This is a genomic window from Tropicibacter sp. S64 (genome assembly GCF_049803835.1).
Classification (GTDB): Bacteria; Pseudomonadota; Alphaproteobacteria; order Rhodobacterales; family Rhodobacteraceae; genus Pacificoceanicola.
In genome coordinates this window covers 1-23,396 of sequence record NZ_JBNAGK010000015.1, presented here as the reverse complement: position 1 = coordinate 23,396, position 23,396 = coordinate 1, and the positions used below count along the sequence as shown (strand labels likewise).

The 23,396-nt window shown below is 62.8% G+C and carries 18 protein-coding genes; 17 read left to right on the top strand and 1 reads right to left on the bottom strand.

Annotated features, from left to right (window positions below):
- Nucleotide 1 precedes the first annotated feature (1 nt).
- The 13 genes from nusG (at nucleotide 2) to ACP159_RS20790 (ending at nucleotide 17,894) form a co-directional block, all read left to right on the top strand.
- Nucleotides 2-535 carry a transcription termination/antitermination protein NusG gene (nusG, locus tag ACP159_RS20850; protein ID WP_425101655.1) on the top strand — a complete coding sequence of 178 codons (534 nt, stop codon included), beginning with the start codon at nucleotides 2-4 and terminating at the stop codon, nucleotides 533-535.
- A gap of 4 nt (nucleotides 536-539) precedes the next feature.
- Nucleotides 540-1,094 carry a hypothetical protein gene (locus ACP159_RS20845; protein ID WP_425101654.1) on the top strand — a complete coding sequence of 185 codons (555 nt, stop codon included), beginning with the start codon at nucleotides 540-542 and terminating at the stop codon, nucleotides 1,092-1,094.
- A gap of 167 nt (nucleotides 1,095-1,261) precedes the next feature.
- Nucleotides 1,262-1,711 (top strand): 50S ribosomal protein L11, encoded by a 450-nt coding sequence (rplK, locus tag ACP159_RS20840; RefSeq protein WP_425101653.1) that lies wholly within the window; start codon nucleotides 1,262-1,264, stop codon nucleotides 1,709-1,711.
- Nucleotides 1,712-1,713: 2 nt separating this feature from the next.
- Entirely contained in the window at nucleotides 1,714-2,412 is a 699-nt protein-coding gene (gene rplA, locus ACP159_RS20835) for a 50S ribosomal protein L1 (RefSeq protein ID WP_425101651.1), read from the top strand.
- A gap of 141 nt (nucleotides 2,413-2,553) precedes the next feature.
- The gene (locus ACP159_RS20830; RefSeq protein ID WP_425101650.1) at nucleotides 2,554-3,210 is read left to right on the top strand and encodes a hypothetical protein; all 657 of its coding nucleotides are present in this window, start codon (nucleotides 2,554-2,556) and stop codon (nucleotides 3,208-3,210) included.
- A 190-nt stretch (nucleotides 3,211-3,400) separates the two neighbouring features.
- Nucleotides 3,401-4,555 (top strand): helix-turn-helix transcriptional regulator, encoded by a 1,155-nt coding sequence (locus ACP159_RS20825; RefSeq protein ID WP_425101649.1) that lies wholly within the window; start codon nucleotides 3,401-3,403, stop codon nucleotides 4,553-4,555.
- Between the two features lie 83 nt (nucleotides 4,556-4,638).
- Entirely contained in the window at nucleotides 4,639-5,610 is a 972-nt protein-coding gene (locus ACP159_RS20820; RefSeq protein ID WP_425101648.1) for a VPLPA-CTERM sorting domain-containing protein, read from the top strand.
- Nucleotides 5,611-5,663: 53 nt separating this feature from the next.
- Nucleotides 5,664-6,512 (top strand): DUF4105 domain-containing protein, encoded by an 849-nt coding sequence (locus ACP159_RS20815; protein ID WP_425101647.1) that lies wholly within the window; start codon nucleotides 5,664-5,666, stop codon nucleotides 6,510-6,512.
- A gap of 265 nt (nucleotides 6,513-6,777) precedes the next feature.
- The gene (gene rplJ / locus ACP159_RS20810) at nucleotides 6,778-7,290 is read left to right on the top strand and encodes a 50S ribosomal protein L10 (RefSeq protein ID WP_425101646.1); all 513 of its coding nucleotides are present in this window, start codon (nucleotides 6,778-6,780) and stop codon (nucleotides 7,288-7,290) included.
- A 75-nt stretch (nucleotides 7,291-7,365) separates the two neighbouring features.
- On the top strand, nucleotides 7,366-7,746 hold the full coding sequence (rplL, locus tag ACP159_RS20805; protein WP_425101645.1) for a 50S ribosomal protein L7/L12: 381 nt from the start codon (nucleotides 7,366-7,368) through the stop codon (nucleotides 7,744-7,746).
- Nucleotides 7,747-8,367: 621 nt separating this feature from the next.
- On the top strand, nucleotides 8,368-12,504 hold the full coding sequence (rpoB, locus tag ACP159_RS20800; RefSeq protein ID WP_425101644.1) for a DNA-directed RNA polymerase subunit beta: 4,137 nt from the start codon (nucleotides 8,368-8,370) through the stop codon (nucleotides 12,502-12,504).
- Nucleotides 12,505-12,596: 92 nt separating this feature from the next.
- Nucleotides 12,597-16,847, top strand: coding sequence for a DNA-directed RNA polymerase subunit beta' (rpoC, locus tag ACP159_RS20795; protein WP_425101643.1), 4,251 nt, complete (start codon nucleotides 12,597-12,599; stop codon nucleotides 16,845-16,847).
- A 150-nt stretch (nucleotides 16,848-16,997) separates the two neighbouring features.
- The gene (locus ACP159_RS20790; protein ID WP_425101642.1) at nucleotides 16,998-17,894 is read left to right on the top strand and encodes a DMT family transporter; all 897 of its coding nucleotides are present in this window, start codon (nucleotides 16,998-17,000) and stop codon (nucleotides 17,892-17,894) included.
- Here ACP159_RS20790 and ACP159_RS20785 read toward each other — a convergent pair.
- Nucleotides 17,870-18,670 carry a glycosyltransferase gene (locus ACP159_RS20785; RefSeq protein ID WP_425101641.1) on the bottom strand — a complete coding sequence of 267 codons (801 nt, stop codon included), beginning with the start codon at nucleotides 18,668-18,670 and terminating at the stop codon, nucleotides 17,870-17,872. The two genes, ACP159_RS20790 and ACP159_RS20785, sit on opposite strands and share 25 nt — an antisense overlap.
- 372 nt (nucleotides 18,671-19,042) lie before the next feature.
- Here ACP159_RS20785 and rpsL point away from each other — a divergent pair, with 372 nt between their 5' ends.
- From rpsL to tuf, 4 genes are all read left to right on the top strand, one after another.
- Entirely contained in the window at nucleotides 19,043-19,414 is a 372-nt protein-coding gene (rpsL, locus tag ACP159_RS20780; RefSeq protein ID WP_008883423.1) for a 30S ribosomal protein S12, read from the top strand.
- Between the two features lie 108 nt (nucleotides 19,415-19,522).
- Nucleotides 19,523-19,993, top strand: coding sequence for a 30S ribosomal protein S7 (gene rpsG / locus ACP159_RS20775; RefSeq protein WP_425101640.1), 471 nt, complete (start codon nucleotides 19,523-19,525; stop codon nucleotides 19,991-19,993).
- Between the two features lie 21 nt (nucleotides 19,994-20,014).
- Nucleotides 20,015-22,138, top strand: a complete 2,124-nt coding sequence (gene fusA, locus ACP159_RS20770; RefSeq protein ID WP_425101638.1) for an elongation factor G — start codon at nucleotides 20,015-20,017, stop codon at nucleotides 22,136-22,138.
- Between the two features lie 86 nt (nucleotides 22,139-22,224).
- The coding region (gene tuf, locus ACP159_RS20765) for an elongation factor Tu (protein WP_425101637.1) at nucleotides 22,225-23,396 on the top strand (1,172 nt) is incomplete at its 3' end.

Here is a 23,396-nt window from a genome sequence, read left to right as displayed (position 1 = left end):
GATGGCAAAGCGGTGGTATTCGGTCAGTGTCCTGTCGAACTTCGAGAAGAAGATCGCCGAACAGATCCGGACGGCTGTGGAAGAACAGGAACTTCAGGACCAGATCGACGAGGTCCTGGTGCCCACCGAAGAGGTGATCGAGGTCCGCCGCGGCAAGAAGGTGACCACCGAGCGCCGTTTCATGCCGGGCTATGTGCTGGTGCACATGGAGATGTCGGACAAGGGCTACCACCTGGTGAACTCGATCAACCGCGTCACCGGCTTCCTTGGCCCGCAGGGGCGGCCGATGCCGATGCGCGATGCGGAGGTCGAGGCGATCCTAGGCCGGGTTCAGGAGAATGAGGACGCCCCGCGTCTGGAGATCCGCTTCGAGATCGGCGAGAAGGTCAAGGTCAACGACGGCCCGTTCGAGGGTTTCGATGGCATGGTCGAGGGCGTCGACGACGACAACCAGCGCTTGTCCGTGTCGGTGTCGATCTTCGGCCGGGAGACCCCGGTGGAACTGGATTACACGCAGGTGACGAAGCAGGGGTGATCCATTGCGGAAGCACTTTGTTTTTTGGATTGTGCGCCTGCTGGGCGCACTTTTCGTATGTGGTAGTCCGAACGCATGGGCGGATCAGGCAAACGGGACAGGCCACGCTCCCGCCGACCCGGCTCAGTTCGTTTTGTTGGAAGGGCCCTTCGATCCGCGCGAGCCTTTCATTCAGGAGTTTGGCGCGCTTGGGGTGCAAGTCTCGGGCATGATGCGGATTTTGTCCCACAAGGGGGTCATGATGCATGAACCCAACCTGTTCGATGCGGCTTCACTTGCCATTGTGTTTGGCGAGGAGGTCTGCGGCATCGCTCTCGAGACCACGGCAACGACGACATCCGGTGCAACTGGTGTACCCGCGTTCTTTCGGTTTTTTGATAGGTCAGGAAGACAGAGCGATATGCAACATCGCCGCCTCCGGGCCGGATCGACATGGCACTCCTTTGATGCCATTGGCCTCAATCGTGGATTTTGGGCCGTTGAGGTTGCGTCAAATTCGTCAGGCCTGATCGGTGTCGAACACATCTGGGGCTGGCCCTGCGGTGTGCCGCGAACCTGAAACTGGCGCAGCCGTCCTTGCGCTACAGCGTGAATCAGTGTAAGCGCGCCTCCTGTCGCACATGTGACATCCGTGGGAGGCGAGGGTTTCGCGAAATCCGGACCATGACCACGCAACATAACCTGCCCGGCGGACGCGTCCAACGGGTGTTGTAAAGGAGAATACCCATGGCAAAGAAGCTGATGGGCAAGATGAAGCTGCAGATCCCTGCAGGCAAGGCCACCCCGTCCCCGCCCGTTGGTCCGGCTCTGGGTCAGCGCGGCATCAACATCATGGAATTCTGCAAGGCGTTCAATGCCAAGACGCAGGAGATGGAGCCCGGCGCGCCGTGCCCGACCGTGATCACCTACTATCAGGACAAGTCCTTCACCATGGACATCAAGACGCCGCCCGCGTCTTACTACCTGAAGAAGGCCGCCGGTCTGAAGCCCGTGGGCAAGCGCAACCGCCCCAAGGGTGCCGTGAAGCCGGGTCGTGAGACCGTGGCCACCGTGACTGTGAAGCAGGTCCGCGAGATCGCCGAAGCCAAGATGAAGGACCTCTCGGCGAACGACATCGACGCGGCAATGAAGATCATCGTTGGCGCCGCCAACTCGATGGGCATCGAGGTGAAGTAATCATGGCAAAGCTTGGAAAACGTACCCGCGCCGCCCGTGAAGCCTTCGCCGGCAAGGAAAACATCTCCGTCGAGGAGGCTGTTGCCCTGATCAAGGCCAACGTGAAGACGAAGTTCGACGAGACCGTCGAAATCGCGATGAACCTCGGCGTCGACCCGCGCCATGCAGACCAGATGGTCCGCGGCGTTGTCGGCCTGCCGAACGGCACCGGCAAGACCGTGCGCGTCGCCGTCTTCGCCCGTGGCGCCAAGGCCGATGAAGCCAAGGCTGCCGGCGCGGATGTCGTTGGCGCTGAGGACCTGATGGAAACCGTCCAGGGCGGCACCATCGAGTTCGACCGCTGCATCGCGACCCCCGACATGATGCCGATCGTCGGCCGTCTCGGCAAGATCCTCGGCCCGCGCAACCTGATGCCGAACCCGAAGGTCGGCACCGTGACCATGGACGTCAAGGAGGCCATCGAGGCAGCCAAGGGCGGTCAGGTCCAGTTCAAGGCCGAAAAGGGCGGTGTCGTCCACGCAGGTGTTGGCAAGGCATCCTTCGACGAGGCCAAGCTGGCAGAGAACATCCGCGCCTTCGTCGGTGCAGTCTCCGCAGCCAAGCCGACCGGCGCCAAGGGCACCTACATGAAGAAGATCTCGCTCAGCTCCACGATGGGCCCGGGCGTGACCGTTGACGTGACGAGCGCCACCGGCAACTGATCTTTCTTCGGATCGGAAGACAGGAAGGGCGGGCCTCCGGGTCCGCCCTTTCCCGTTTGGGGATGTCATGCGCCGGGTTATTGACAGTTTCACAGACTTCACCGACGATCTGGCGAGATTTACTTGCCGTTGGGGAAGCTCATGAAGACGACTTTGATTGCTGGTCTCGCCTTGACCCTGTCTGGATTGTCCGGGGCGGGCAATGCAGCGGTAACGACCTATTACGGCAACAGCTTCCAGCCGGGCTTCGCGTCGATGATGGACCTGGGTTACGGCATCGTCGATGTCTCGACCTACACCACCGGAACGACAACCACGACGATCAGTGCAACATTTTCCAATGTCGATTTCTTCGACCTGCCAAATTCCTACGTCCGCAACGACGATCTGATCCCCAACGGTGCCGGCGTCTTCGGGGCTACCAATCCGCATGTCGGCCTGAACTTCCTCGATGGCGTCAACGGTGTGGGCGTATTTGCAAACACCTTCGACGGTGGAAGGATCCTGATCTACGACGGCTTTGACGGCACCGGCTCCCTTCTGGGCGAGGCCGCATATGGCAGCGCCGCGGGAAATGCGGCGTTCAATTTCGGAGCCATTACCTCAGACACGCTGATCAAGTCAGCCGTGTTCACCTGCGAATTCAACTCTGATCTGGCCTGCGGCGTGATCGACCCGCAGTGGGGCACCGGCTCCGCCTTCATTTCGGCGGTGCCTCTGCCCGCCTCGGGGCTGTTGCTTGGCGCCGGGTTCGGACTGCTGGCGATGCGCAGGCGGTCACGCAAGGCTGCGCTATAGACCGCTCCCGCCGGGACGGAACGGGTGGCCCCGCAGGGGCGGGGAGCGCCGCAACGGGTGACGCTGGGGCGGAACCCGTTTGGCTCGGGGTTGATCGCGGACCGGGTGCGACCTTACGATGTTCTGACCCGTGGGCGCACGGTTTTGTAGCGTTTCTGGCTTGGATCTTTCGTCTGATGAAGGGGCTGGGATGGTCGACCGGATCCATGACGTTGTCTTGCGGGTCTACGATGCCGCAGCGGACGATGCCTTGTGGCCGGACGTGCTCCAGCAGATCGCCGACGAATGCGGCGCGGTGGGGTGCATCGTGTTCGAATGGGACGGGATGCCGCACAATCGTGTGCTGCGTCCCACGGTCGCGTCGAGCTACTATGATCTGGCTGCCATCGGCACCTACATCGAGAAGTGCTATCCGGATGAGTGCCGGGATCAGGACATCTTCGAGGCCCATTCGCTCCGGCTGGATCGGGTGGACCTGATCGAGGACGACGTGCTGGCCCCGTCGATGGAGGCGTTGAAAGCCTTGCCGAACGTACAGACCTTGCAGAAGCTGGGCATCCTGCACCGGGCCGCCGGGTTGCTGAACAAGGACAACACCGCGATTTCGCGCTTCTCCGTTCAGTTCGGCGCGGATCGCGGGCGGTTCAGTACGGTCGAGCGGGTCTTCATGACGACGGTTCTGCCGCATGTGGCCAAGGCCTTTGACCTGGGGCGACCCGCGATGCAGCTGGCCCGGGACAACCTGGGCCTGATCGCCGCCATCGAGCAACTGTCCATCGGCATCTGCATCCTGGACCGCGGCGGGCGACGGATCGTCAGCAACGGCGAATTCCAGCGCCAGCACGAGACCTATCGGGTCTTCAGGATCGCGCCTGACGGCAGCATCCGGTTCACGAAACCGGAGGACGAACGCCGGTTTGCCACGCTCAAAAGGCATGCCTTCGAGCATGGCCAATACGGTGCCCGGCCCCGGAAAGAGGCGATTTCGGCAGGGGAAGACAGTTACCTGTGCATCGAGATCGCGCCGCTGCACAAGCTGGGCGAGATCGGCACCGAGCGCCTCGACGGTTTCATACTCTACTCGGCGGACACCAGCCTGCCCCTGCACTGCAACACCTCGCCGATCAAGCAGGCCTTCGGGTTGACGGACACCGAGCAGGATCTGATCGCCGGGATCGCCGACGGGCTGACCAACGCCCAGATCGCCGAGATGCGGGGCCGGTCGGTGGCGACGGTGAACAGCCAGGTCAAGTCGATCCTGTCGAAGACCCATTGCGCGACGCGTACCCAACTGGTGCGCCTGATGATGAGCTTCGGTGTGGATTACATCGTGCGGAAAGAGTGATGGCATAGCCCATATTGGGTATGCGCGACTCGCGCGGTTTGCGTCTCATGCCAGATGGGTTCTGGCGTCTGGGGGCATTCCGAATGTTTGATTTCAGGAACATGATTGGCATCGCGTCGATGGTGGCAACGGTCGGGGGAGGCGCAGTTCCATCGGCTGTTGATGCCTCGACCTTCACGGCGCAAACGTCCGCGGTGGCCCGGCTTTACAGGTCGGGTACTCCCGCGGCGGACGTTCTTTGCAACGGTAACTCGATTGGCGCAAGTTCCGCGTCAACGCAGTGCACGGCAGACGGCACGGTCGTCTCCAGTGCGAGCGGTGGCAGTGGTGCTGTCAGTGTTTCTGCGAGCGTCAGTTGGCAATCCGATCTTCAGGACGTGCTGCCGGGCTCCATGGCGACAGCATTCGCACTGGTTGAATTTACCGACAAGATCACCTTCTCCGGTTTGCAGACCGGCACGCTGCTATTGGGGCTCGATTACCTCGGGTCGCTCCATGTCGACGACAGCATCGGGTATCCGGGCATTGGAAACGGTGGGACGCTGGCGACCATTGACTTGGCATTCATTGATACCGGGGCGACCAGTCAACCAACTCTTGGGGTATCCGGATCGAAGGCGATGACGGTCGATGCCAACTGGAACCCCGTTGTCGAGACGTCGGGAACGACGGATTTGGTCACACAGGTTGCCGTCAATATCGTCGATGGTTACGCGAACTTCTATGGCTTCATGCAGGCCAGTGCCAGTTGCGCGACTCCCGGCGTGTCCGTCGGAGGCCCACCCGATTTCTGCACTTCCCAAACCGATTTCTCCTCCAGTCTGCGGTTCACCGGGGCGACCGTTTTCGACAGTTTCGGCACCGATGTGACCGGGGCTGTCTCGGTCAGTTCCGAGTCCGGCTTCGACTACATTACCGGAGTCGCCGGGCATGTCCGTGTGAGCCCGGTGCCGCTCCCGGCGAGCGTTGTGGTGCTCGCCGGCGGTCTGCTCGGGCTTGGGGTGCTGCGGCGACGGCGTCGGGGCGGCGACAAGATGGTGGCTTTCAGCACTTGACGCCACCCGGACGCGCGTTTCAGATCGGGTGTCGTCAACCCTCCGAAGCCTGCATGAAACGCGCGTTCCTGATCCTCCTTGCCCTGCCGTGCCTCGCCGTGCTCGGGCTCTTGGCCAACTGGCAATTGCACACGCCCTCGCATGACCGCGTGTGGCGTGCCGATTTCAGCCGGTTGCCGGAGGTGACGGAGCAGGGGGACCGCTATGCCATCGCCAATGTCCGCAACTGGGACTACGCCCGCGACGGGAGCGTGAACGCCGAGGAGTGGATCACGGCGGAGATTGACCCGTCGAAACTCGTGCAGGCGTGGTTCATGGTCGAGCCCTTTGACGTCAATCCAGCCATTGCCCATACCATGATGGCTTTCACCTTCGAGGATGGCGGCGGCTATGTCGCCTCCGTCGAGGCCCGCAGGGAGGAGGGGGAGGTCTATGACGCGCCGAAGGCCGCAATCCTCCCGGTCTTCGAATACATGGTGGTCTGGGCGACGGAGCGGGACATGTATTTCAACTCCGCGTTCTGGGCCGGGGATCAGCTCTATCGTTACCCTCTGACCATTCCGCTTGACCAGCAGAAGGCGGTGCTGCGCGGCATCATCGCGAAGACGGCAGAGGTGCAGGCGGAGCCGCAGTGGTACAACACACTCTTCGCCAATTGCACGAACGTTCTGGCGCGGGTGGTCAATGACTTGAGGCCCGGCAGCGTGCCGGTCGACAAGGCCTGGGTGCTGACCGGCTATTCCGACGACTTCCTTTATGACGAGAAAATGATCCCGACCAATGCCAGCTTTGCCGAGGTCGAGAAGCGGGCGCATGTGACGCCGGACATCGTTGCGCTGGGCGACGTGCAGGGGGCGTTGGCCTTTTCCCGGGCGCTCAAGGCGCGCCTTGCGGCGGAGTAGGTGCAAAACCCCCTTCACATCGCGACCAAACCTGTTAAAGACGCTCCACGCAAGGGCCGCGCGATTCGTGCGGCTCTTGTATTTCGTCCGAGACGGTGGGTTGGCCCTGGCCAGTAATTCCTGCCTGAGACGGGAAGAGACATCTCTCCGGGTGCTCCACGCGCGCGCCGGGCTCAAGTGATGCGACGCCCCTCGGATATCTTGGTTGGCTTTTGCCAACTGGACTGAGCCGGAGGGTACGCCCTCCACAATTTGGAGTGAAACTGTGGATAGAGCCCAGAAAGAGAAATTGGTCGAGGAACTCGGCCAGATCTTCGAAAGCTCTGGCGTCGTGGTGGTCAGCCGCTACGAAGGTCTCACGGTTGCCGAGATGCAGGACCTCCGGGGGCGCGCGCGCGCCAACGGGACGTCGGTCCGCGTCGCCAAGAACAGGCTCGCCAAGATTGCCCTCGACGGAACGCCCTGCGCAAGCATCGCGTCGCTGCTCGATGGCATGACCGTACTGACCTTCTCCGAGGACCCCGTGGCAGCCGCCAAGGTGTGCGAGGAGTTCGCCAAGGACAACAAGAAGTTTGAAATCCTTGGTGGTAACATGGGCGGTACGGCCCTGGACCGGGCCGGTGTCGAAGCCGTGTCGAAAATGCCGTCGCGCGAGGAGCTCATCGCTTCCATCGTCGGCTGCATCGGCGCACCCGCATCGAACATCGCCGGCGCCATTGGCGCACCTGCATCGAACATCGCTTCCATCCTCTCCACCATCGAGGAAAAAGCGGCGTAAGGCAGCTGAATGGATCTTCGCAGGGCAAAAGCCCACGCGTTGGAACACATCTAATCAAACGGAAAGAGTCTCAAAATGGCTGATCTGAAAGCACTTGCTGAGCAAATCGTCAACCTGACGCTGCTCGAAGCACAAGAACTGAAAACCATCCTCAAGGACGAGTACGGCATCGAGCCGGCAGCCGGTGGCGCCGTCATGATGGCTGGCCCGGCCGCAGGCGGTGAAGCCGCTGCCGAGGAAGAAAAGACCGAGTTCGACGTTATCCTTAAGTCCGCTGGCGACAAGAAGATCAACGTGATCAAGGAAGTCCGCGCAATCACCGGTCTGGGCCTGAAAGAAGCCAAGGACCTCGTGGAAGCCGGTGGCAAGGCCGTCAAGGAAGGCGTTTCCAAGGACGAAGCCGAAGCCCTCAAGAAGCAGCTCGAAGAAGCAGGCGCGGAAATCGAGCTCAAGTGATCGGCACCCATGGGGTGGGGAACATCCCGGATCTGATCCGGCATCCCCTGCTCCAGGGCACATCACACGACAGGCGTTCCCGAAAGGGGCGCCTGTTTTGTTTTCTGGCTATCCGGATCGGGCAGTTCGGCGCCGGACAGCCTGGCGGGCATCCCTCCAATCCCAAGCAATGCTTGACCTTTCGCGCGCATTTTGCCATTCTCCACGGACGTCAAAACGTCGCAAATCTCCGGCAGGGGGACTTGCGTTCTTTGCGTTCACCGAATATTCGGAAGTCTCCTGCGGGTTCGAGCGATTCGAAGCCGCTGTTTGTCTGTCCGGAATAGCGAGGTGCGCCCAAGAATATTGAAAATTCAAACCTCCGCGCCCAACTTCCGGATACTCCAGCAGAAAACCACCGGATCACGCGCGAAGGACGGGGCAGGGCCCCATCCGGACATGACCTGTTCTTGGCAAGCGCCTCCGCGGCGGCGTTTCCCAAGATAGGACCCCGGATCGAGTGACAGGCGGTGGGACGCCCGTCGAGAATGGACCGAAGGTGATATCGTCACTGACAGGACGCGCCGCTGTGGCCCGACAGCCCGCGCGTCCAGGCAGAGAAAAGAAAAGGGTGGCCCCTACATGGCACAAAGCTTCCTCGGACAGAAACGTCTTCGCCGCTATTACGGCAAGATCCGCGAAGTGCTTGAAATGCCGAACCTTATCGAGGTTCAGAAATCCAGCTACAAACTGTTTCTCGACAGCGGCGACCAGCCGAAGCCGATGGACGGCGAAGGCATCAAGGGTGTCTTCCAGTCCGTCTTCCCGATCAAGGACTTCAACGAGACGGCTGTTCTCGAATTCGTCGATTACGAGCTGGAAAAGCCGAAGTACGACGTGGATGAGTGCATGCAGCGCGACATGACCTACAGCGCCCCGCTGAAGGTCACGCTGCGCCTGATCGTGTTCGATATCGACGAGGACACCGGCGCGAAATCCGTCAAGGATATCAAGGAGCAGGACGTTTTCATGGGCGACATGCCCCTGATGACTCCGAACGGCACCTTCATCGTCAACGGCACCGAGCGCGTCATCGTTTCCCAGATGCACCGCTCCCCGGGCGTGTTCTTCGACCATGACAAGGGCAAGACCCATTCCTCGGGCAAGCTGCTGTTCGCCTGCCGCATCATTCCGTACCGCGGTTCCTGGCTGGACTTCGAGTTCGACGCCAAGGACATCGTGTTCGCCCGCATCGACCGTCGCCGCAAGCTGCCGGTGACGACGCTGCTCTACGCGCTGGGTCTGGATCAGGAAGGCATCATGGATGCCTACTATGACACCGTGACCTACAAGCTGCGCAAGGGTGAGGGCTGGGCGACCAAGTTCTTCCCGGATCGCGTGCGCGGCACCCGTCCGCCGTTCGACCTTGTCGACGCCGACACCGGCGAAGTGATCGCCGAGGCCACGAAGAAGGTGACCCCGCGCGCAGTGAAGAAGCTGATCGACGAAGGCAAGGTGAAGAACCTGCTGGTGCCCTTCGAGGCGATCGTAGGCAAGTATGCCGCCAAGGACATCATCAACGAGGAAACCGGCGCGATCTATGTCGAGGCCGGTGACGAGCTGACCTGGGAAGTGGACCGTGACGGTGACGTCTCCGGCGGCTCCCTCAAGGAGTTGATGGACGCGGGCATTACCGAGATTCCGGTTCTCGACATCGACAACGTCAACGTCGGCCCCTACATGCGCAACACCATGGCGCAGGACAAGAACATGGGCCGCGACACCGCGCTCATGGACATCTACCGCGTCATGCGCCCGGGTGAGCCGCCGACCGTCGAGGCAGCCTCCGCGCTCTTCGATACGCTCTTCTTTGACAGCGAGCGCTACGACCTCTCCGCCGTGGGCCGCGTGAAGATGAACATGCGCCTCGCGCTCGACAAGCCGGACACCCAGCGCACGCTGGACCGCGATGACATCGTCGCGTGCATCAAGGCGCTGGTGGACCTGCGCGACGGCCGTGGCGATATCGACGACATCGACCACCTCGGCAACCGCCGGGTGCGCTCGGTTGGCGAGCTGATGGAAAACCAGTATCGCGTCGGCCTCCTGCGCATGGAGCGGGCGATCAAGGAGCGCATGTCCTCGGTCGAGATCGACACGGTGATGCCGCAGGATCTGATCAACGCGAAACCGGCGGCTGCCGCCGTGCGCGAGTTCTTCGGCTCCTCGCAGCTGTCGCAGTTCATGGACCAGACCAACCCGCTCTCCGAAGTGACGCACAAGCGTCGTCTTTCGGCCCTCGGGCCGGGCGGTCTGACCCGCGAGCGTGCCGGCTTCGAGGTGCGCGACGTGCACCCGACCCACTACGGCCGCATGTGCCCGATCGAGACGCCGGAAGGTCCGAACATCGGTCTGATCAACTCGCTGGCGACCTTTGCCCGCGTGAACAAGTACGGCTTCATCGAGACCCCGTATCGCGTCGTGAAGGACCGCAAGGTCACGGACGAAGTGCATTACATGTCGGCGACCGAAGAAATGCGTCACACCGTGGCGCAGGCAAACGCCTCGCTCGACGAAGAGGGCCGTTTCACCAACGACCTTGTGAGCACGCGCCAATCCGGCGACTACACCCTTGCCCCGAGCGAGAGCGTCGACCTGATCGACGTCTCGCCGAAGCAGCTGGTGTCCGTCGCGGCCTCGCTCATCCCCTTCCTTGAAAACGACGACGCAAACCGCGCCCTCATGGGTTCGAACATGCAGCGTCAGGCGGTTCCGACCCTGCGCTCCGAAGCGCCGCTGGTCGGTACCGGCATCGAGGAAATCGTGGCCCGCGACTCCGGCGCCGCCGTCATGGCGAAGCGCGCCGGCATCATCGACCAGGTCGACGCGCAGCGGATCGTGATCCGGGCAACCGAGGATCTGGAGCTGGGCGACGCGGGCGTCGACATCTACCGGATGCGCAAGTTCCAGCGCTCGAACCAGAACACCTGCATCAACCAGAAGCCTCTGGTGAAGGTGGGTGACACGGTGATGAAGGGCGAGGTCATCGCGGACGGTCCGTCGACGGAAATGGGGGAACTGGCGCTCGGCAAGAACGTCATCGTCGCCTTCATGCCGTGGAACGGCTACAACTACGAGGACTCCATCCTGATCTCCGAGCGCATCGCGAAGGATGACGTGTTCACCTCCGTGCACATCGAGGAATTCGAGGTCGCGGCCCGCGACACGAAGCTCGGGCCGGAAGAGATCACCCGCGACATCCCGAACGTCGGCGAGGAGGCCCTGCGCAACCTCGACGAGGCCGGTATCGTGTATATCGGTGCGGACGTTGAGCCGGGCGACATCCTCGTGGGCAAGATCACGCCGAAGGGCGAAAGCCCGATGACGCCGGAAGAGAAGCTCCTGCGCGCCATCTTCGGCGAGAAGGCCTCCGACGTGCGCGACACATCGCTGCGCGTGAAGCCGGGTGACTACGGCACCGTCGTGGAAGTCCGCGTCTTCAACCGTCACGGTGTGGAGAAGGACGAGCGCGCGCTGCAGATCGAGCGTGAAGAGATCGAAAGCCTCGCCCGCGACCGCGACGACGAGTTGGCGATCCTCGACCGCAACATCTACGCCCGTCTCAAGACCATGATCCTCGGCAAGACCGCGGTGAAGGGTCCGAAGGGCGTGAAGCCGAACTCCGAGATCAACGAGGAACTGCTCGAGACCCTGACCCGCGGTCAGTGGTGGCAGCTGGCCCTCGGCGAGGAGCAGGACGCCAAGCACGTCGAGGCGCTGCACGAGCAGTACGAGATCCAGAAGCGGGCGCTCGACGCGCGTTTCGAGGACAAGGTGGAGAAGGTGCGCCGCGGCGACGACCTGCCGCCGGGCGTGATGAAGATGGTCAAGGTCTTCATCGCGGTGAAGCGCAAGCTTCAGCCGGGCGACAAGATGGCTGGCCGTCACGGCAACAAGGGCGTCATCTCGCGCGTGGTGCCGGTCGAGGACATGCCGTTCCTTGCCGACGGTACGCCGGTCGACTTCTGCCTCAACCCGCTGGGCGTGCCGTCGCGCATGAACGTCGGTCAGATCCTCGAGACCCACATGGGCTGGGCAGCCCGGGCGCTCGGCATCGAGATCGACGAGGCGCTGCAGGACTACCGCCGCTCCGGTGACCTGACCCCGGTCCGTGAAGCCATGCGCATCGCCTACGGGGACGAGGTCTACGAAGAGGGCATCAAGGGCATGGACGAGGACACGCTGGTTGAAGCGGCCTCCAACGTGATCCGCGGTGTCCCGATCGCGACCCCGGTCTTCGACGGTGCGAAGGAAGCGGACGTGAACGACGCGCTCAAGCGCGCCGGCTTCGACACCTCGGGTCAGTCCGTGCTCTACGATGGCCGCACCGGCGATCAGTTCAGCCGGAAGGTCACCGTGGGCGTCAAGTACCTGCTCAAGCTGCACCACCTGGTGGACGACAAGATCCACGCCCGTTCGACGGGACCGTACAGCCTCGTGACCCAGCAGCCGCTGGGCGGCAAGGCGCAGTTCGGTGGCCAGCGCTTCGGGGAGATGGAAGTCTGGGCTCTGGAAGCCTACGGCGCGGCCTACACCCTGCAGGAAATGCTGACGGTGAAGTCGGACGACGTGGCAGGCCGGACCAAGGTCTACGAGAGCATCGTCAAGGGCGAGGACAACTTCGAGGCCGGCGTGCCGGAATCGTTCAACGTCCTCGTCAAGGAAGTGCGCGGCCTCGGCCTCAACATGGAACTCCTGGATGCGGAGGAGGATGAGTGACGGACAAAAGTCGTCGACGACTTTTGCAAATGTCGTCGACGACATTTGACTGCGCCATCCTCCCCCGCACCCTCTGAACTTTGAGGAACACTATGAACCAGGAACTCACCAACAACCCGTTCAACCCGGTTGCGCCGATCAAGACCTTTGACGAGATCAAGGTCTCCCTCGCGTCCCCGGAGCGGATCCTCTCGTGGTCCTTCGGCGAGATCAAGAAGCCGGAGACCATCAACTACCGCACGTTCAAGCCCGAGCGTGACGGCCTGTTCTGCGCACGCATCTTCGGCCCGATCAAGGACTACGAATGCCTGTGCGGCAAGTACAAGCGCATGAAGTATCGCGGCGTCGTCTGCGAGAAATGCGGCGTCGAAGTCACGCTCCAGAAGGTGCGCCGCGAGCGCATGGGCCACATCGAGCTGGCCGCGCCCTGTGCGCACATCTGGTTCCTCAAGTCGCTGCCCTCGCGCATCGGCCTGATGCTGGACATGACCCTGCGTGACCTCGAGCGGGTTCTCTACTTCGAGAACTACGTCGTCATCGAGCCGGGCCTGACCGACCTGACCTACGGCCAGATGCTCACCGAGGAGGAATTCCTCGATGCGCAGGACCAGTACGGCATGGACGCCTTCACCGCGAACATCGGCGCGGAAGCCATCCGCGAGATGCTCGCCGCGATCGACCTCGAGGCCGAGGCAGAGAACCTGCGCGCCGACCTCAAGGAAGCGACCGGTGAACTCAAGCCCAAGAAGATCATCAAGCGCCTGAAGGTCGTCGAGAGCTTCCTCGAGTCCGGCAACCGTCCCGAGTGGATGGTCCTGACCGTGATCCCGGTCATTCCGCCGGAACTGCGCCCGCTGGTGCCGCTGGACGGTGGCCGCTTCGCGACCTCTGACCTCAACGACCTGTACCGCCGCGTGATCAACCGGAACAACCGCCTCAAGCGGCTGATCGAACTGCGCGCGCCGGACATCATCGTCCGCAATGAAAAGCGGATGCTGCAGGAATCCGTGGACGCGCTGTTCGACAACGGCCGCCGCGGCCGCGTCATTACCGGCGCGAACAAGCGTCCGCTGAAGTCTCTGTCCGACATGCTCAAGGGCAAGCAGGGCCGCTTCCGTCAGAACCTTCTCGGCAAGCGCGTCGACTTCTCCGGCCGTTCGGTCATCGTGACCGGTCCGGAACTCAAGCTGCACCAGTGCGGCCTGCCGAAGAAAATGGCGCTCGAGCTGTTCAAGCCGTTCATCTACTCGCGTCTGGAGGCCAAGGGCCTCAGCAGCACCGTGAAGCAGGCGAAGAAGCTGGTGGAGAAGGAGCGTCCGGAAGTCTGGGACATCCTGGACGAGGTGATCCGCGAGCACCCGGTCATGCTGAACCGCGCTCCGACGCTGCACCGGCTCGGCATCCAGGCCTTCGAGCCCACGCTGATCGAAGGCAAGGCGATCCAGCTGCACCCGCTGGTCTGCTCCGCCTTCAACGCGGACTTCGACGGCGACCAGATGGCCGTGCACGTCCCGCTGTCGCTCGAGGCGCAGCTGGAAGCGCGCGTCCTGATGATGTCGACGAACAACGTCCTGTCGCCGGCCAACGGCTCGCCGATCATCGTTCCGTCGCAGGACATGATCCTTGGTCTCTACTACGTCACCATCATGCGCGAAGGCATGAAAGGTGAGGGCATGGTCTTCTCCTCCATCGAGGAAGTCGAGCACGCCCTGACCGCCGGTGAAGTGCACCTGCACGCCAAGATCCAGTGCCGCGTCAAGCAGATCGACGACGAAGGCAACGAGATCGTCAAGCGGTACGAGACCACCCCGGGCCGCGTGCGGCTTGGCGCTCTCCTGCCGATGAACGTGAAGGCCCCGTTCGACCTCGTGAACCAGCTCCTGCGGAAGAAGGACGTCCAGCGCGTCATCGACACCGTGTACCGCTACTGCGGCCAGAAGGAGTCGGTCATCTTCTGTGACCAGATCATGACCATGGGCTTCCGCGAGGCATTCAAGGCGGGCATTTCCTTCGGCAAGGATGACATGGTCATCCCGGAGAGCAAATGGCCGATCGTCGAGGACACCCGCGATCAGGTGAAGGATTTCGAACAGCAGTACATGGACGGCCTGATCACCCAGGGCGAAAAGTACAACAAGGTTGTCGATGCCTGGTCGAAGTGTAACGACAAGGTTACCGAAGCGATGATGCAGACCATCTCGGCCGAGCGCCGGGACGAGAACGGCGCCGAGATGGAGCCGAACTCGGTCTACATGATGGCCCACTCCGGTGCCCGTGGCTCGGTCACGCAGATGAAGCAGCTGGGCGGGATGCGCGGCCTGATGGCGAAGCCGAACGGCGACATCATCGAGACCCCGATCATCTCGAACTTCAAGGAAGGCCTGACGGTTCTCGAGTACTTCAACTCGACCCACGGCGCCCGGAAAGGTCTGTCCGACACCGCTCTGAAGACCGCGAACTCCGGTTACCTGACCCGTCGTCTCGTCGACGTGGCGCAGGACTGCATCGTGCGTCTGGATGACTGCGGCACCGACCGTGCGATCACCGCCGAAGCGGCGGTGAACGACGGCGAGGTCGTGTCTTCCATCGGCGAGCGCGTGCTGGGCCGTGTGGCCGCGGATGACGTCTTCGTGCCGGGGACCGACACGCTGCTGGTTCGCGCCGGTCAACTGATCGACGAGCGCATGGCCGATGCCATCGAGGAAGCCAGCGTGCAGTCGATGCGCATCCGCTCGCCGCTGACCTGTGAGGCGGAAGAGGGCGTCTGCGCGACCTGCTACGGTCGTGACCTCGCACGCGGTACGAAGGTGAACACCGGCGAAGCCGTCGGCATCATTGCGGCACAGTCGATCGGCGAGCCGGGCACACAGCTGACCATGCGGACCTTCCACATGGGCGGCGTTGCGCAGGGCTCCTCGCGGTCGTTCCTCGAGGCGTCGCAGAACGGCAAGATCGTGTTCGCCAACCCGGGCACCATCACGAACGCGGCGGGCGAGCAGATCGTCATGAACCGGAACATGACCGTGTTGATCATGTCCGATCAGGACGAGGAACTGGCCTCGCACAAGATGGGCTATGGCTCCAAGCTGTTCGTCAAGGAAGGCGACACGGTCAAGCGCGGCGACAAGCTGTTCGAGTGGGACCCCTATACCCTCCCGATCATCGCCGAGAAGGACGGTATCGCGAAACACGTCGACCTGGTGAACGGCCTTGCCGTGCGCGAGGAGACGGACGATGCGACCGGCATGACCCAGAAGATCGTGATCGACTGGCGTGCGGCACCGAAGGGCAACGAGCTCAAGCCGGAAATCATCCTCATGGATGCCGATGGCGAGCCGGTGCGGAACGATCAGGGCAACCCGATCACCTACACCATGTCCGTGGATGCCATCCTGTCCTGTGAAGACGGGCAGGAGGTCAAGGCCGGTGACGTCGTCGCGCGTATCCCGCGCGAAGGCGCGAAGACGAAGGACATTACCGGTGGTCTGCCGCGTGTGGCCGAACTCTTCGAGGCGCGTCGTCCGAAGGACCACGCCATCATCGCCGAGATCGACGGCTACGTCCGCTTCGGGAAGGACTACAAGAACAAGCGCCGCATCACCATCGAGCCGACCGACGAGTCGCTCGAGCCGCGCGAGTACATGATCCCGAAGGGCAAGCACATCCCGGTGGGTGAGGGCGACTTCATCCAGAAGGGCGACTACATCATGGACGGCAACCCGGCTCCGCACGACATCCTGTCGATCATGGGGATCGAGGCTCTGGCGAACTACATGATCGACGAAGTCCAGGACGTGTACCGACTGCAGGGCGTGAAGATCAACGACAAGCACGTCGAGGTCATCGTCCGGCAGATGCTGCAGAAGTGGGAAATCCTCGAAAGCGGCGACACCACGCTCCTCAAGGGCGAGCATGTCGACAAGATCGAGTTCGACCAGGCCAACGAGAAGGCCGAGCGCAAGGGCGGCCGTCCCGCGAAGGGCGAGCCGATCCTGCTCGGGATCACCAAGGCGAGCTTGCAGACCCGGTCGTTCATCTCGGCGGCCTCCTTCCAGGAGACCACCCGCGTCCTTACCGAGGCTTCGGTGCAGGGCAAGAAGGACAAGCTGGTCGGTCTGAAGGAGAACGTCATCGTGGGTCGCCTGATCCCGGCGGGCACCGGTGGTGCGACGCAGGACATGCGCCACATTGCGCAGCAGCGCGACAACGTGGTGATCGAGGCGCGCCGCGAAGAGGCGGAGGCCGCGGCTGCCCTCGCCGCACCGGAGCCGGTGATGGACGACGTGATCGGGGGCGACGAGTTCGACACGCTGATCGTCGACACTCCGGAAAGCCGCGAGTGAAAGCGCAGGTGAATTAAATCCTGGGTTGGATTCATTCGCCGTCATAGATCATGGAGCGCCCCCGCCGAAAGGTGGGGGCGCTCTGCGTTTTCGTCATGTCGTGTCGCAATTGGCGTGGTGCAGCCTGGCGCCCCTTGCTAATGCATGCGCATGACAAGCAATTCCGACAACACCCGTGGTGCCCTCCTGATGGCCGCATCCATGACGGCATTCACCCTCGGGGACGTCAGCATCAAGGCAATCGGCCATTCCATGCCTTTGTCGCAGATCCTGACCCTGCGCGGGCTTGTCGCTGTGGTCTTCATCGCCTTTCTTGCGCGGCGCGCCGGGGCAATGCGGTTTGATTTCCCTTTGCGGGACAGGGCCTTGATCGCGCTGCGCGTGATCGCGGAAATCGCGGCGGCGGTGTTCTTCTTCATCGCTCTCTTCAACATGCCCATCGCCAACGTCTCGGCGCTGATGCAGATGTTGCCGCTGACCATCACCCTCGGCAGCGCCGTCGCCTTCCGCGAGCCGGTCGGCTGGCGGCGCTGGACGGCGATCGGTGTCGGCTTTGCCGGGATGCTGCTGATCGTGCGACCCGGGACAGAGGGGTTCAACGTCTACTCGCTGATGGCGCTGGCCTCCGTCGCCAGCGTGACCGTGCGCGACCTTGCAACCCGGCGGGTCAGCGCCAACGTACCCTCGCTCGCCATGACCTTCGCAACCGGGGTAGGGGTGCTGGGCTTCGCCATGCTCTGGTCGCTCTGGCAGGACTGGGTGCCGATCACCGGACAGAACGCGGGCCTGCTTGCGCTGGCCAGCGTATGTATCGTCGGCGGCTATAGCTTCAGCATCATGGCCATGCGGGTGGGCGAGGTCGGTTTCGTCGCCCCGTTCCGCTACACCAGCCTCGTGCTGGCGCTGATCCTCGGCTACGTGATCTTCGGAGAACTGCCGAAACCCGTGGCACTTTTCGGCGCGGCGGTGATCGTCGGCACCGGCTTCTACACGCTGTGGCGGGAAACCCGGTTGCGGAAACGTCAGGCGAAAATGCTGCGCACCTGATCGGCGTCAATGGCGAAGCGGTCCCGGAACAGCGCCTCGCCAGCCTTGTCCAGCCGCGGTAGCGTAACCGGCTTCACATGCGCCTTCTGCCGCGAGTCGTTGTGATCGTTGTGGCCGCGCACGAACATCTCCGGCGCAGTGAAGGTTACGGTCGGCATGAACTGGTTGATCTTGTTGTGACCGAAATTCAGGATCGTCTGCCGCACCCCCGCCGCCACCGCCATGCCCTGCGCCACACCCCAATAGGGCGTGACGTTCGGCTCTGCGCAGATCCCCCGGGCATCGGGACGGGCCACATACCCCCGGTTCCAGTCGAAACCGACGAGACGATGCTGCGCCACAAGCGCGGCGCAATCCTGCGCGACCCGCTTCAGGGAAGCGACGAAGTCCACAGCCACCGCGTCGTCATCGTCGTGGCGAAACTGCAGGCAAGGCCGGCTCATGTCCCGCACGCTGTTCATCACGTCCTGGCAGACCTGCCGGTGCGGGCCGGGCGGACGGGCCTCGATGCGGGCCTGCGGAAAATCGGCGGTCAGGTCCAGCAGTCGTTGAATCCAGCGCTCCGGCATCTCCTCGCCAATGAGAATGACGAAGGTATAATCCGGGTCGGTCTGTGCCTTGAGGCCCGGCAGGCAGATCGCCTCGAAATGCCGGAACCGCTCCTCCATCCGCGCGTCGGACCAAAGGTAGGCCATGCGCGCCTCCAGGGTCTGGTGCTCGACCTGGAAACCGCCTTCGGCCGGGTAGGAGAAACGGCAGAAGCCTATTGTCTGCATTGAGGAAATCCTGCACATACCCGGCGCGCGACGCCCGGTCCGAGCCTGCCACCGCCCACCATCCCGCGCAACGGGAACATGCGGTTGACAGGGGGGGCGACTCTCCGTATACGGCGCACTCATCCGGCTGGGGGCGACCCCTGTGCCGCATTCATAAGTCTTGTGGTCAAGATCCGGGCGACCTAACTGCCCCGATCCTCTGAGAACCCGCCGCATCGTTCACCTCGGAATGGGAGCGAAGCGGCCTTTGTTCGTTGCAAGCCTATGCTGCGGACGCCTTGAACCCGGTGACCTGCGGACGCGCAGGGCGCCTTTTTTGAACCTTGCCGGGATACCCCGGTGACACATGTGAGAAGCACAGGGAAAGTCCTAATGCCCACGATCCAGCAGCTGATCCGCAAGCCGCGTCAGCCCAAAGTCAAACGCTCGAAGTCCCAGCACCTCGAGCAGTGCCCCCAGAAGCGCGGCGTCTGCACCCGCGTATACACCACCACCCCGAAGAAGCCGAACTCCGCTATGCGTAAGGTTGCCAAGGTGCGCCTGACCAACGGCTTCGAGGTCATCTCCTACATCCCCGGCGAGAGCCACAACCTTCAGGAGCACTCCGTTGTCCTGATCCGTGGCGGCCGTGTGAAAGACCTTCCGGGCGTCCGTTACCACATCCTGCGCGGTGTTCTCGATACCCAGGGTGTCAAGGACCGGAAGCAGCGTCGCTCCAAGTACGGCGCGAAGCGTCCCAAGTAACCTGAACGCCGGCGTTCAGGTTATTTCCGTCCCCGGATGGAAATCTCTTGAAGCCGGACGCCCCGACCCGTTCGGGGTCCCCGCTCATAAGAGAATAGAGAGAAACAAATGTCTCGTCGTCACGCCGCTGAAAAACGCGAAGTCCTGCCCGACGCCAAGTATGGCGATCGTGTGCTGACCAAGTTCATGAACAACCTCATGCTCGATGGCAAGAAATCCACCGCCGAGCGTATCGTCTACAACGCGCTCGACCGCGTTGAGTCCAAGGTCAAGCGCGCGCCGGTGGAACTGTTCCACGAAGCGCTCGACAACATCAAGCCGTCGGTCGAAGTCCGCTCCCGCCGCGTCGGTGGTGCCACCTACCAGGTGCCCGTCGAAGTGCGTCCCGAGCGCCGCGAAGCCCTCGCGATCCGCTGGCTGATCAACGCGTCCCGTGCGCGCAATGAAAACACCATGGAAGAGCGCCTCGCAGGCGAGCTGCTCGATGCCGTGCAATCCCGTGGCGCTGCTGTTAAGAAGCGCGAAGACACCCACAAGATGGCCGACGCGAACAAGGCGTTCAGCCACTATCGCTGGTAAACTCCGGAAGGTTCTGAGCCAATGGCACGCGATTATCCCCTCAAGCGGTACCGTAACTTCGGTATCATGGCGCACATCGACGCAGGCAAGACAACCTGCTCCGAGCGCATCCTCTACTACACCGGCAAGTCCCACAACATCGGTGAGGTGCACGATGGTGCAGCCACCATGGACTGGATGGAGCAAGAGCAGGAGCGTGGCATCACGATCACGTCCGCTGCGACCACGACCTTCTGGCAGCGTCAGGAAGAGCCGACCGCCGATGGTACGTCCGATACCAAGTATCGCATGAACATCATCGACACCCCCGGCCACGTGGACTTCACCATCGAGGTGGAACGTTCGCTCGCCGTTCTCGATGGCGCCGTCTGCGTTCTCGATGCCAACGCCGGTGTCGAACCCCAGACCGAAACCGTGTGGCGTCAGGCTGACCGCTACAAGGTGCCGCGCATTGTCTTCGTCAACAAGATGGACAAGATCGGCGCCGATTTCTACAACTGCGTCCGCATGATCGAGGACCGCACCGGCGCCCGCGCCGTGCCCGTGGCCCTGCCGATCGGCGCAGAGAACGAACTCGAAGGCCTGATCGACCTCGTGACCATGGAAGAGTGGGTCTGGAAAGGTGAAGACCTCGGCGCAAGCTGGGTCAAGCAGCCGATCCGTGACGAGCTCAAGGCGCAGGCCGACGAGTGGCGCGGCAAGATGATCGAGGCTGCCGTCGAAGAAGACGACGCCTGGATGGAGAAGTACCTCGAAGGCGAAGAGCCCGACGTGGACACCCTCCGCAGCCTGCTCCGCAAGGGCACGCTGGCGCTGCACTTCGTTCCGGTTCTCGGCGGGTCCGCGTTCAAGAACAAGGGCGTCCAGCCGCTGCTCAACGCCGTGATCGACTACCTGCCGAGCCCGCTCGACGTGGTCGACTACATGGGCTTCAAGCCGGGCGACGAGACCGAAGAGCGCAACATCCCGCGCCGCGCGGATGACGACATGCCGTTCGCCGGCCTCGCGTTCAAGATCATGAACGACCCGTTCGTGGGCTCCCTGACCTTCACCCGGATCTACTCGGGCAAGATGAACAAGGGCGACAGCATCCTGAACTCGACCAAGGGCAAGAAAGAGCGCATCGGTCGCATGATGATGATGCACTCCAACAACCGGGAAGAGATCGAGGAAGCCTTCGCAGGCGACATCATCGCGCTGGCGGGTCTGAAGGACACCACCACCGGTGACACCTTGTGCGACGTGAAGGAGCCGGTGGTTCTCGAAACCATGACCTTCCCGGAGCCGGTGATCGAGATCGCCGTCGAGCCCAAGACCAAGGGCGACCAGGAGAAGATGTCGGCGGGCCTCGCCCGTCTGGCTGCAGAAGACCCGTCTTTCCGCGTGGAAACCGACCTCGAGTCCGGTCAGACCATCATGAAGGGCATGGGCGAACTGCACCTCGACATCCTCGTCGACCGCCTGAAGCGCGAGTTCAAGGTCGAGGCCAACATCGGTGCCCCGCAGGTGGCCTATCGCGAGACCATCGGTCACGCGGTCGAGCACACCTACACCCACAAGAAGCAGTCGGGTGGTTCGGGTCAGTACGCCGAAGTCAAGCTCGAGATCACCCCGACGGAGCCGGGCGAGGGTTACTCCTTCGAATCCCGCATCGTGGGTGGTGCGGTTCCGAAGGAATACATCCCGGGCGTCGAGAAGGGCATCAAGTCGGTCATGGACTCCGGTCCGCTGGCAGGCTTCCCGGTCATCGACTTCAAGGTCGCGCTGATCGACGGCAAGTTCCACGACGTCGACTCCTCGGTTCTGGCCTTCGAAATCGCGTCCCGCATGTGCATGCGCGAAGGCATGCGCAAGGCTGGCGCGAAGCTGCTCGAGCCGATGATGAACGTCGAGGTGGTGACTCCGGAAGAGTACACCGGTGGCATCATCGGGGACCTCACCTCCCGTCGTGGTCAGGTGTCCGGCCAGGAACCGCGCGGCAACGCCGTGGCGATCAAGGCCTTCGTACCGCTGGCCAACATGTTCGGCTACATCAACACCCTGCGCTCCATGTCCTCGGGCCGCGCGCAGTTCACGATGCAGTTCGACCACTACGACCCGGTTCCGCAGAACATCTCTGACGAGATCCAGGCCAAGTACGCATAAACGGGACGGCGGGGATCACCCCGCCCTACCCAAATTCGTAGGGTGGGCTTCGGCCCACCGCCCACAAGAAACAAGGAGCCACCAAGATGGGTAAGGCAAAGTTTGAACGCGGCAAGCCGCACTGCAACATTGGCACGATCGGTCACGTTGACCACGGCAAGACGACGCTGACGGCTGCGATCACGAAGTATTTCGGCGAATTCCGCGCCTACGACCAGATCGACGGCGCGCCGGAAGAGAAGGCGCGCGGCATCACGATCTCGACCGCGCACGTGGAATACGAGACCGAGAACCGTCACTACGCGCACGTCGACTGCCCCGGCCACGCCGACTACGTGAAGAACATGATCACCGGCGCGGCGCAGATGGACGGCGCGATCCTCGTGGTGAACGCGGCTGACGGCCCGATGCCGCAGACGCGCGAGCACATCCTGCTCGGCCGCCAGGTGGGCATCCCCGCCATGGTGGTGTTCATGAACAAGGTGGACCAGGTGGACGACGAGGAGCTCCTGGAGCTCGTCGAGATGGAAATCCGCGAACTGCTGTCGACCTACGACTTCCCGGGCGACGACATTCCGATCATCGCAGGGTCCGCTCTGGCTGCCATGAACGGCACCAACCCGGAAATCGGCGAAGAGAAGATCCGCGAGCTGATGGCCGCCGTGGACGAGTACATCCCGCAGCCGGCCCGTGCCGTGGACCAGCCGTTCCTGATGCCGATCGAAGACGTGTTCTCGATCTCCGGCCGCGGCACCGTGGTGACCGGCCGTGTCGAGCGTGGCGTTGTGAACGTCGGCGACGAACTGGAAATCATCGGCATCAAGGCCACGCAGAAGACCACCTGCACCGGCGTCGAAATGTTCCGCAAGCTGCTGGACCGCGGTGAGGCCGGCGACAACATCGGCGCCCTGCTGCGCGGCATCGACCGTGACGCGGTGGAGCGGGGCCAGGTGCTCTGCAAGCCGGGTTCCGTGACCCCGCACACCAAGTTCGAGGCCGAGGTCTACATCCTGACCAAGGAAGAGGGCGGCCGTCACACGCCGTTCTTCGCGAACTACCGCCCGCAGTTCTACTTCCGCACGACGGACGTGACGGGGACGGTCGAGCTGCCGGAAGGCACCGAGATGGTGATGCCGGGCGACAACCTGAAGTTCACGGTCGAGCTGATCGCGCCGATCGCGATGGAAGACGGCCTGCGCTTCGCCATCCGCGAAGGCGGCCGCACCGTCGGTTCGGGCGTCGTGGCCAAGATCCTCGC

Excerpts from the sequence above, each read along its gene's own strand:
- nusG (WP_425101655.1), top strand. The coding sequence starts at position 2 with ATGGCAAAGCGGTGGTATTCGGTCAGTGTCCTGTCGAACTTCGAGAAG.
- rplA (WP_425101651.1), top strand. The coding sequence starts at position 1,714 with ATGGCAAAGCTTGGAAAACGTACCCGCGCCGCCCGTGAAGCCTTCGCC.
- ACP159_RS20825 (WP_425101649.1), top strand. The coding sequence starts at position 3,401 with ATGGTCGACCGGATCCATGACGTTGTCTTGCGGGTCTACGATGCCGCA.
- rpsL (WP_008883423.1), top strand. The coding sequence starts at position 19,043 with ATGCCCACGATCCAGCAGCTGATCCGCAAGCCGCGTCAGCCCAAAGTC.
- rplL (WP_425101645.1), top strand. The coding sequence starts at position 7,366 with ATGGCTGATCTGAAAGCACTTGCTGAGCAAATCGTCAACCTGACGCTG.
- rpsG (WP_425101640.1), top strand. The coding sequence starts at position 19,523 with ATGTCTCGTCGTCACGCCGCTGAAAAACGCGAAGTCCTGCCCGACGCC.
- rpoB (WP_425101644.1), top strand. The coding sequence starts at position 8,368 with ATGGCACAAAGCTTCCTCGGACAGAAACGTCTTCGCCGCTATTACGGC.
- fusA (WP_425101638.1), top strand. The coding sequence starts at position 20,015 with ATGGCACGCGATTATCCCCTCAAGCGGTACCGTAACTTCGGTATCATG.
- ACP159_RS20815 (WP_425101647.1), top strand. The coding sequence starts at position 5,664 with ATGAAACGCGCGTTCCTGATCCTCCTTGCCCTGCCGTGCCTCGCCGTG.
- ACP159_RS20790 (WP_425101642.1), top strand. The coding sequence starts at position 16,998 with ATGACAAGCAATTCCGACAACACCCGTGGTGCCCTCCTGATGGCCGCA.
- rpoC (WP_425101643.1), top strand. The coding sequence starts at position 12,597 with ATGAACCAGGAACTCACCAACAACCCGTTCAACCCGGTTGCGCCGATC.
- ACP159_RS20830 (WP_425101650.1), top strand. The coding sequence starts at position 2,554 with ATGAAGACGACTTTGATTGCTGGTCTCGCCTTGACCCTGTCTGGATTG.
- rplK (WP_425101653.1), top strand. The coding sequence starts at position 1,262 with ATGGCAAAGAAGCTGATGGGCAAGATGAAGCTGCAGATCCCTGCAGGC.
- ACP159_RS20820 (WP_425101648.1), top strand. The coding sequence starts at position 4,639 with ATGTTTGATTTCAGGAACATGATTGGCATCGCGTCGATGGTGGCAACG.
- ACP159_RS20785 (WP_425101641.1), bottom strand. The coding sequence starts at position 18,670 with ATGCAGACAATAGGCTTCTGCCGTTTCTCCTACCCGGCCGAAGGCGGT.